Source organism: Dapis purpurea BLCC-M126, assembly GCF_050015975.1.
Lineage (GTDB): Bacteria > Cyanobacteriota > Cyanobacteriia > Cyanobacteriales > Microcoleaceae > Trichodesmium.
Genome location: NZ_JBNHER010000283.1, coordinates 1 through 10,393, shown reverse-complemented (window position 1 = coordinate 10,393; position 10,393 = coordinate 1). Strand labels below are relative to the sequence as shown.

The 10,393-nt window shown below is 37.9% G+C and carries 5 protein-coding genes; 1 reads left to right on the top strand and 4 read right to left on the bottom strand.

Translation table 11 applies throughout. The features are described from left to right. Nucleotides 1–336: 336 nt before the first annotated feature. The 4 genes from ACP6PL_RS25885 to ACP6PL_RS25870 all read right to left on the bottom strand — a co-directional run bounded on the left by ACP6PL_RS25885 (nucleotide 337) and on the right by ACP6PL_RS25870 (nucleotide 4,596). Nucleotides 337–1,599 carry a flotillin family protein gene (locus ACP6PL_RS25885; protein WP_426548212.1) on the bottom strand — a complete coding sequence of 421 codons (1,263 nt, stop codon included), beginning with the start codon at nucleotides 1,597–1,599 and terminating at the stop codon, nucleotides 337–339. Nucleotides 1,600–1,662: 63 nt separating this feature from the next. Continuing rightward, the gene (locus ACP6PL_RS25880) at nucleotides 1,663–3,048 is read right to left on the bottom strand and encodes a flotillin family protein (protein WP_426548211.1); all 1,386 of its coding nucleotides are present in this window, start codon (nucleotides 3,046–3,048) and stop codon (nucleotides 1,663–1,665) included. 568 nt (nucleotides 3,049–3,616) lie between these two features. Then, nucleotides 3,617–3,958: a hypothetical protein gene (locus ACP6PL_RS25875; RefSeq protein ID WP_426548210.1), complete on the bottom strand. Its 342-nt coding sequence runs from the start codon at nucleotides 3,956–3,958 to the stop codon at nucleotides 3,617–3,619. 26 nt (nucleotides 3,959–3,984) lie between these two features. Beyond that, on the bottom strand, nucleotides 3,985–4,596 hold the full coding sequence (locus ACP6PL_RS25870; protein WP_426548209.1) for an NfeD-like protein: 612 nt from the start codon (nucleotides 4,594–4,596) through the stop codon (nucleotides 3,985–3,987). Nucleotides 4,597–5,497: 901 nt separating this feature from the next. On the opposite strand from ACP6PL_RS25870, the gene ACP6PL_RS25865 reads away from it, so the two are divergent. Further along, nucleotides 5,498–10,171: a GAF domain-containing protein gene (locus tag ACP6PL_RS25865; RefSeq protein WP_426548208.1), complete on the top strand. Its 4,674-nt coding sequence runs from the start codon at nucleotides 5,498–5,500 to the stop codon at nucleotides 10,169–10,171. The last annotated feature ends 222 nt before the right edge of the window (nucleotides 10,172–10,393 follow it).

The following is a 10,393-nucleotide window of genomic DNA, read 5'->3' as shown; positions in this document are numbered from 1 at the left end:
CTTAAGAGGTTAGCGATCGCCTAATTTTTTAGAGATACCAAATGGGTTCTATATATAGTGTATGGTAAATAGAGCGATATAGCTGCCGCTAGGTTCCGCCAACGCATTTCTTAGATTAAAAATATTCCCTCTCTGGCAATTATTATTTACGTTCGCGGAGCGTGGCGTCAGCAGTATCCCTCTTCTGTTAATTCTCTTAGTTGGTCTTGGCAGCTATAAATCATTGCCTACCCCATCATATTGAGTGGATACTTAATTTTTCCGATTTATAGCAAGCCAAAACGGTTAGGATATTCTCACGCCTCTCAAATTTAGTCACAGTAAAAATTTAACTTCTTACTTCTTACTTCTGAGTTCAGCTTGATCCGTTCCTGCTGTCAGACTTTCCAGGGTAGCAGCTACATCAATACCAGCAGTTTGCTTTAATTCCTCAAAGAAAGCAGCCATTTTTGTGGCATTGCTACCACCTTGAGAATTAATCACAGTTACATTATCCATCTCTACCTCTGGCACAGTAGAAACCATAATCTTCAACAACTCCTCCAATTTTTGATACAGAAAAACCTCCCGCGCATTTTCACCTGCAGCTTTCCAAGATTCCGCCAATTTCCGAATACCCTCAGCTTGAGCCTTTCCTGGTTCCACAATAGCAGCAGCATCACCCTTCGCCTGAGCGATCGCCCGCTTAGATTCAGCCTCCGCAGGGGCAACCACATCTGCCTGTAACTGTTGTTCAACCTGTTTGATCCGCTCCTTCTGTACTGCAACTTCAGCCTGAGTTCGCGCCACCTCAGATCCTATATCTGCCTCTGCTTCAGCTACGACAGCTTGCCGTTTCGTCATCGCATCTTGAATTCGTCTTTCTGCCTCTGCACGAGCCATAGCAATCTCAGTTTCAATCTGTTTCAGAGAAGTATTCTTCTGATTTTCTGCAGCGCGTATGATTGATTCTGCCTGAGTTTTAGCCTCAGCAATGCGAGAATCTCGTAAAAGTTCCGCCTGTTGCTTACGACCGATAGAATCAAGATATCCTACTTCATCGGAAATATTCTGAATTTGCAGAGTATCTAATACCAAACCTAATTTTTCCAAGTCGTCTTCTGCTTCTTCTAGTAAGTTTTTCGCAAAAGCAATTTTATCCTCATTTACCTGTTCCGGTGTTAGAGAAGCTAACACACCGCGCAAATTTCCTTCTAGAGTTTCCTGAGCTAACTTTTCAATTTCCTGGCGAGATTTTCCTAGTAACCGCTCAATTGCATTATGAATAGTAGGTTCCTCACCAGCAACTTTGATATTGGCCACACTTTCTACCGTCAGGGGAATACCACCTTTAGAATAAGCATTATTAACTTTGAGTTCAATAATCATATTACTCAAGTCCATGCGGAAAGCTTGTTCTAATAGGGGGACGCGAACGCTACTACCTCCTTTAACAAGGCGATACCCAACTTTCTTCTTGGTGTCTCCAACACGGTTACGACCACCAGCAAAAATTAGGACTTCACTTGGTTGACAAATGTAATAAAGGTTGCGAATTACAAATACACCCGCACCAGTTCCTAGACCAAAAACTGCTAGTAATGCTAATACTATTTCCATGATTTTTTTTACTCCGTATACTTAGAATAACGTTTTGTGAGGCAATGTTAAATTAAGAAAACTCTATTTTTGAGCTTCTAGAAATTCAACTTTTTTCCCATTCTGACTGCTGAAGTTACCTGTCACATCAACGCCAAGGGTTTGATTAACATTTTTGAGGAACTGGCGGAAGATTTCCGGATAAGCATTTACCAAGCTAGCGATCGACTTACCATCCCCACTATCAATAACTTTAACATTTTCCAGCTTAACTTGTCCTGGAATTTTAGCAGACTCCCGCAAAATCATACTAATTTGCTGCAGATAGAATAACTCAGCAGCATCCTTACCAGTTTCCTGCCAAACTAACGACAACATATCATTAACTAATGCTTCAGCTTGAGCATTTTCTGAGAGGGAAGCAGCATTTCCCCTAGCGATTAATTCTCTTGCTTGTCGTTGCGCTTCTGCTGGTAATACTTCGTCTGCTTCCAGACGTAACCTTTCTAATTCCGCGCGGACTGTTTGCAATAATTGTTCTGCTCTTGCCCTGGCTTCTTTGCCTGCTGCTATAGTTCGTTCTTCTTCTGAACGTGCTTGCTGTTCCAATTCAGCTTTGATTTTGCGAAGTTCGTTTTCTTTCTGAACTATTAATGTAGCTGCCTGAGTTTTGGCAATTTCTGACTCTCTTTTGGAGTCTGCTTCTGTTTGCTCTGCTTCTGCTTTGGCATTAGATTCAGCAATTTCTGCATCTCGGCGAATCAGAGCAATTTGTTTGCGGCCGATGGAGTTTAGGTAGTCTACGTCATCGGAAACACTTTGAATTTTCAGGATGTCTAGTTGCAGACCTAATTTAGCTAAGTCGCGACTCACGTCTTCGGCAATTCGTTCGGCAAATTGGAGACGGTCTTCATTTAATTGTTCTGGGGTGAGGGTAGCGACAACTCCCCGCAGGTTGCCTTCTAGGGTTTCTCTAGCAACACGGGTGATTTCTGAGCGATCGCGGTCTAGAAATCTTTCTATGGCATTGCCTACCACTTTGGGGTCGTTAGACACTTTAATATTAGCGATCGCTTGAATATTGAGTGGGGTACCTCCTTTGGAGTAGGCATTGCTCACTTCTACAGGGACTGGCATTGTTCGCAAGTCCATTGTTTTGGTTGTTTCCAGAATTGGAATGGGAATTGCTCTGCCACCAAAGATTACGCGATAACCAACAGTTTGGCCTTCTTTTGTCCGCCGTTTACGACCGGATAAAATTAAAATTTCATTAGGTTTACAAATTTGTATGAATGTATTGATAAACCAGATTAGTATTACTGCTCCAAATATAGATAGAGCGATGGGCAAACCTGTATTAACTTCTTTTGTGAAGCTATTAGACTGGTTTGTTTCTAAAGCTCTGGGAGCTTGTGCAATTTCTACTGTAGTTATTTGGGTTTTCCCTGACTCAATAAACTGACTTTTCATTAGCTAAATTTCCTCGTTACAAAGTGTGCAATTAATTAATAGATTTCTGGCTCAAATGAAATTAAAATAAATTACCACACAGATTATATATCAATCATTATTCTCTCTTCTTTTTTAGTAACAAAATTAACTGAATACAAGTTTCAAAATTTATCAATACTTTTGAATTTTAACTTAGTTAGTTGTCAAAATTATTGGGTCTAAAAAACCACATTTTAATCAGTTATCAGTTAAATATTTTTTCTAGTTTGGTTAAAATAACAAAGTAATAATTTAACTTCTGACTGTCTTGAGTGTGTCTTACATTCTGTTCGCGAAGCGTTTCCGGAGGAAACGGGGACCTCAGAATTACACACTCGCTTCTGACTTCCCCTCCTGCTCCCCTCCTCGGAGGGGTTGGGGGTGGGTTGGGTTAGGGGTGGGTTGACTTCTGACTTAGTTATATCCTGTTGGGATAATTAGTTAGAAAAAATCTGAGCTTGTAGTTGCGCTTTAGGGCTGGAAATATGCCTCTAGCGCTAAAGGGCAACCATGAAGCCGTATTATAAGTGTTTTACCAAACATGATATTATTCATGGTTATGAAAAAATGACGGGGAAACTACCCACACCTGATTATTTTCCGTGCCCACAATAAATACCTGTTCTCCCTTAGTAAATTCTTTAGATTCTTGTGTACGGGCAATTAGCTCAAGATTAGACCCCTTAATATATAGGTTTACTTTTCCCCTACTATGAGCATCAAATGGAATTTCTACAGTGCAAGGTAAACCCAAAAAATCTTGAGGGCTAACTAGACTATTTATAACTTGTCGTTGACGAACAATTGACAATAACAAAACTATGAACATTCCAGCAAATATTCCCACTGCCACTGAGATATAGGCTAGCATTAAAATTTGATTTTTCATCGTCATTTATTCCTAGGTAAAAAATCCTAAGATTTCCCTTCAGATGACCTAGCCATCCAATCTTGTGATACTATCCATACTCTATTATTTTCCACTCCTACTATAAACACTTTTTCTCCCCTAGTAAATTCCCTATTTTCTTCAGTAAAAGCAATAAATGCCACCATAGATTCCTTAACATTTACTCGGATTTTGCCTTTACTATTTTTATCAAAAGGAATTTCAACTGTTCCCGAAAGACCTAGCAAATCATCACTACGCACCAAGCTATCAGCGGGGCGATTTTTTAAGGTATATAATACATAAGCCATAATTGTTCCACATAAAATACCAACAATTATAGAAATAATGGCAATTATAGTAGGTGAAAGACTAGTAGAAAGATTGGATAATAAAATTCCAGTTAAGCCAAAAAAGCAACTACCAAAAGTCCAGAATTTCAAGCTAAAAAATGGTAACCATAAACGCCGACGAGGCTGATGATATATTGAAGTATTATCCTTTTTATTTTCTTGGTCAATAATTTCTAGGTCTGGCTCAAAGTCTTGGTCGAAATCTACACCATCCAGACCAGCAAATGCCGAAAGTGCTACAAATGCTCCACCAATAATTAGACATAAAACATAAGCTGATTCCATAATTTGTCCTTCATGATTTTTCGTACCCTTTGATCTATTTATATTGTGACAAATTAGTTTCCATATTTACAAATTTGTAAAAAAACTTTTTATTTTATCGGGACTAAAATACAGCAAACATTAAGGGGAAATAATTGATAATTTATGTTCAATAATTTATTTTACTGTTTATTATTAGAGATATTTATTATCAAAACTTTTTTGCTACAGAAACAGAAATGCAAAGCAGCAACTATTGTTTACTCCAGTTGCTCTAAATTGGTATAAACTTTTTCGTGCCTACCTAATTACCTGAAAAAACTGCTAAACTAGAAAAATAAATCAAAACGACAATTGGTAATATACTAAAGTAGAGCAAAATTTGCTATCTCTCTAAGTATTTATACTTTAATTTATTTATTGGATTACTGACCATTATTTTGTCCTGACTACTGACTCTTTATTTTTTATAGTTACTAGCACATCTAGAGTACAATTGTGGGTGAAAAAGCTGCTCCGAGAATGCTTTTAATCAGTGTTTTCACAGTTATCTTACCCACAAAATAAAGCTAGACAAACTACTACATTTTCTAATGTGGAATGTATTTTAAAAGTCTGTGTAGTCTATATTTAACACCCATGGGTCTAGTATGTCTATGATGGCCAAAAAATTGAGTCTAGGTCTATTTTATAGCGCTTCACGACTTTAGAAATTACAGTAACAACAATAAAAACACAAATTTTAAGGATCATTGTAGCGGATTAAGTCGTAAAATACTATAAATAGGGTTTTAATGTTTCCCTGAATAAGCTAGCCAAGTGTATAGGGTTTCATTCATGTTTATTCCAATTTCTTTAAAACCCTTTTCTACCAAACTTTTTGATTTTTTTTCTTGTAGTTACTTTAACAGATCAAAATACCATGGAAATTTTCTCATCTACTTTACCTGATTTTTCTATTCTCATACAGGATAAATGGTTGCTAATTACTATTTTGATTGCAGCGTTCACAATCTCTATAGTATTAATAATTGTTTACAGATTTATTAAAACAATTAAACGCCTTCAAAATGAAAAATTAGAACAACAGCGAGCAAAAACTCGTAAACTTAACATTGAGGTCAAACGGGAACAACTTCTGGCAAAGATTATTAATCAGATTCGGTCTTCCTTAGATTTACAAAAAATTCTAGAAACAACAGTGACAGAAGTTCGCACCTTGTTAGATGGCGATCGTGTCGTTGTTTATAAATTTTCTGCGGACAAGAGTGGTACAGTTGTGGCTGAATCTGTTGGTAAGGAATGGACACCTACTTTACATCTAGAGATTCAAGATACCTGTTTCCAAAATGGTGAAGTAACTCGTTATCAGAATGGTTATCGTTGGAGTGTAAATGATATTCAAACAGCAAATTTAACCGAATGTCATCGCCAACTGCTAGAGCGGTTTGAAGTCAAAGCTAATCTAGTTGTACCGATTATTTGCTTTAATGGGCAATACATTAACTCAAATCTTGAAAAAAATGCACAACGGAATCTTTCTGATGAACTTTGGGGTTTATTAATAGTTCATCAGTGTCAAGCTCCCCGAAACTGGCAAGACAGAGACTTAGAATTAATTGATAGAATTGCTGAACATTTGACAGTGGCGATTCAAATGGCTCAACAAGTTCAAGAACTTCAGGAAAGTAAAGAAACAATTCAACAAGTAAAAGAACGTGAGCTAGAACAACAACGAGAAAAATCTCGCGCACTAAATATACAATTTAAGCGAGAACAACTCTTAGCCCAGATTACTAATCAGATTCGGTCTTCCTTAGATTTACAAACAATTCTAGAAACGACAGTGACAGAAGTTCGCACCTTGTTAGATGGCGATCGTGTCGTTGTTTATAAATTTTCTGCGGACAAGAGTGGTACAGTTGTGGCTGAATCTGTTGGTAAGGAATGGACACCTACTTTACATCTAGAGATTCAAGATACCTGTTTCCAAAATGGTGAAGTAACTCGTTATCAGAATGGTTATCGTTGGAGTGTAAATGATATTCAAACAGCAAATTTAACCGAATGTCATCGCCAACTGCTAGAGCGGTTTGAAGTCAAAGCTAATCTAGTTGTACCAATTTTTAGCCTTCAAAGTCAATACATTAACTCAAAGCTTGAAAACAATACATATCCAGCCAATCAACTTTGGGGTTTATTAATAGTTCATCAGTGTTACGCTCCCCGAAACTGGCGAGAAACTGACTTAGAATTAATTGACAGAATTGCCGAACATTTGACAGTGGCGATTCAAATGGCTCAACAAGTTCAAGAACTTCAGGAAAGTAAAGAAACAATTCAAAAAGTCAAAGAGAATGAGTTAGAACAACAACGAGAAAAATCTCGCGAACTAGATATACAAGTTAAGCGAGAAAAACTCGTGACAAAGATTACTAATCAGATTCGCTCTTCCTTAAATTTACAAACAATTCTAGAAACAACAGTGACAGAAGTTCGCTCCTTGTTGGATGGCGATCGCGTCGTTGTTTACCAATTTTCTGCGGACAAGAGTGGTACAGTTGTGGCTGAATCTGTTGGTAAGGAATGGACACCTACTTTACATCTAGAGATTCAAGATACCTGTTTCCAAAATGGTGAAGTAACTCGTTATCAGAATGGTTATCATTGGAGTGTCAATGATATTCAAACAGCAAATTTAACCGAATGTCATCGCCAACTGCTAGAGCAGTTTGAAGTTAAAGCTAATCTGGTTCTGCCGATTTTTTGCGCTCCAGATCAAGATGTTAATCCCAAACTTCATAATGGTAAAGTTCCAGCCAGCACCAATCAACTTTGGGGTTTATTAATAGTTCATCAGTGTCGTGCCCCTCGATATTGGCAAGATAATAACTTAGAACTCATGGACGAAATTGCAGGACATTTGACAATCGCGATTCAAATGGCTCAAAGAATGCAAGAACTTCAGAAAAGCAAAGAAACTATCCAAGCTCTATACAAAATTACTTCAGCTCGAGGCCGCAGCTTTGAGCAACGGTTACAAGGATTGCTAGCCATGGGGCGAAGAAATTTTAATATGGAGATTGGAATTCTCTCTAAGATACAAGGCGATCGCTATCAGGTTATTGAGGCTCAACTTCCCAGTAAAGCTACGATTAAAGGAGCAGTTTTTGAACTCAAACAAGTTTACTGCCAAGAAACCATGCAAGGCAGAGGAATACTTTGTATTGAATCTGCGAATACCCCTGAGTGGAATAATCATCCCTGCCATACTACATTTGGATTAAAGTCATACATTGGAATTCGTGTAATTTGTGATGGCAAAGTCTATGGAACTCTCAGTTTCTCAAGCCTTAATCCTCGCTTAACACCGTTTACAGGAGTAAATCAGGAACTTTTGAAACTGATGGCTCAGTGGATTAGTGGAGAAATACAACGTCAAGAAGTAGCAGAAGAATTAAAACGAACCCGAGACCAAGCTCTTGTGGCCATGAGAGCTAAAGGAGAATTTTTAGCCACAATGAGCCATGAAATTCGGACGCCAATGAATGGAGTGATTGGGATGACTGGATTGCTTTTAGATACCCCTCTAGAAGAAAAGCAACGGAATTTTGTCGAAACTATTCGCAACTGTGGTAACTCACTGCTAACGATTATCAACGATATTCTAGATTTTTCCAAAGTTGAATCTGGGAACCTAGAGTTAGAGAAGCAGCCATTTGAGATTCATATTTGTGTAGAAGATGCTTTGGATTTATTGGCTCCGAAGGCAGCAGACAAAAACTTAGAATTGGCTTACATGATTGATGTGCAGACTCCCTATACTGTGCTTGGGGATGTTACCAGAATACGACAAATTTTAGTAAATTTATTGGGAAATGCTATTAAGTTTACCCATGAAGGGGAAGTTGTAGTTTCCATCACTTCCAAGTCTCTTGATGATACCCATACAGAAATTTGTTTTGCTGTCAAAGACACAGGAATCGGGATTCCTGAAGATAAGCAGGATCGATTATTCAAGTCATTCAGTCAGGTAGACTCTTCTACCTCACGTCAATATGGTGGCACTGGCTTAGGTTTAGCTATCTCTAAACGTCTCAGTGAAGTGATGGGAGGTAGAATGTGGGTTGAGAGTCAGGTAGGAGAGGGTTCAACCTTCTACTTTACCATTAAAACTGAAGTCGTTGATTCAGATACTAATCAACGTTTGTTCAATACAGAGTCTCTACTCAACGATAAGAAAGTTCTAGTTGTTGACGACAATGCCACCAATCGTAAAATTCTCAAGTTGCAAATGGAATCTTGGGGAATATATCCCAGGGTAGTGGCTTCAGGGGAGGAAGCACTTCAGGAACTAGATAACCAAAAAGAATTCGATCTGGCTATTCTGGATATGCAAATGCCGGAAATGGATGGTGTAACTTTAGCCCAAGAAATTCATTCATATCCTCGATATAGCGACTTGCCTTTAGTTATGTTAACTTCGATTGCATACCTCGAAGATAATTTAAACGAATTTGAAAGTGAATTTGCTGCTCTGCTGAGTAAACCTATTAAGCAATCTGAACTTTGCAACGCTTTGCTCAAAGTTTTCGGTGGACAGCCGATTAAAGTCAAGCAATCTCGCCCTCCTCAAAAGTTAGAAATCGATCCAGAAATGGCTGCTCGTTTGCCTTTGAGAATACTGTTGGCGGAAGATAATATAGTGAATCAACAGTTGGCAGTACAATTGTTGGAAAAGATGGGATACTATGCTGATGTGGTAAGCAACGGTATAGAAGTCATTGAAGCTATAGATCGTCAGTCTTATGATGTTATTTTCATGGATGTTCATATGCCGGAAATGGATGGTTTAACAGCCACAAAACGGATTGTTATTGAACAGGATGCTACTAAACGACCTCGTATTATTGCCATGACAGCCAATGCTATGCAAGGCGATCGTGAAATTTGCCTAGAGGCTGGTATGGATGACTACATCAGTAAGCCTATTCGAGTGGAAGAGTTAATTCAAGCATTACTTAAGTGTGAGGCGATAGAGCAACCATTACCAGTTCAAACTTTTGCAGAAACAGAGCTAATATCATCTCAAGATTTGGATGAACAATTAATTAAATCATCTCCCAAAATTTCAGATGCAAATGGAGATTTTGATCAATTGTTCGATCCAGTTAAACATCAATACTTTGACAGCGAAATTTCTAGCCAAACTAATTCAAAATCAGCTAAACCTGCAATTGACAAAGATGCTTTAGACAGATTGCGAGAACTGTTTGGGGAAAATGCAGATGATTTTCTTCAGAATATGGGCTATATTTTTTTAGAAGAAAGCTCTAAACAATTAGCAACTCTTGCCACTGCGATCGAGCAAAAAGATGTAGTAAAAATGACATTACAAGCTCATACCCTAAATGGAAGTGCTGGTACTATAGGAGCATACAATTTAGCTGAAATTTGCAGAGAAATGGAAATTTTAGGTCGAGCAAAAATGACTGAAGGAGCATTAGAGTTACTAGAGCAAATGTATATGGAATATGAGCAAGTTAAGTTAGAATTGAACCAAATAATGAATAATTCTCTAAGTCATTCTTCATAAAATTAGTAGAGGGGAAAGATTTAGAACAACTAGAGTGAAAAATTGCTCCTGCTGTCATTGCTCAAAAGCAACCGTTATCTCTTACAGCACTTTTTAGGATGGTTAGGTACACTTTAATTAATTATATCAAGTCCGGTAGCATTAGTATTGTAAGTAAGGGTAAGGAAGAAGGAAGAATTCATTAATTGATAATTGATAATGGATAATTGATAATTACCTCTG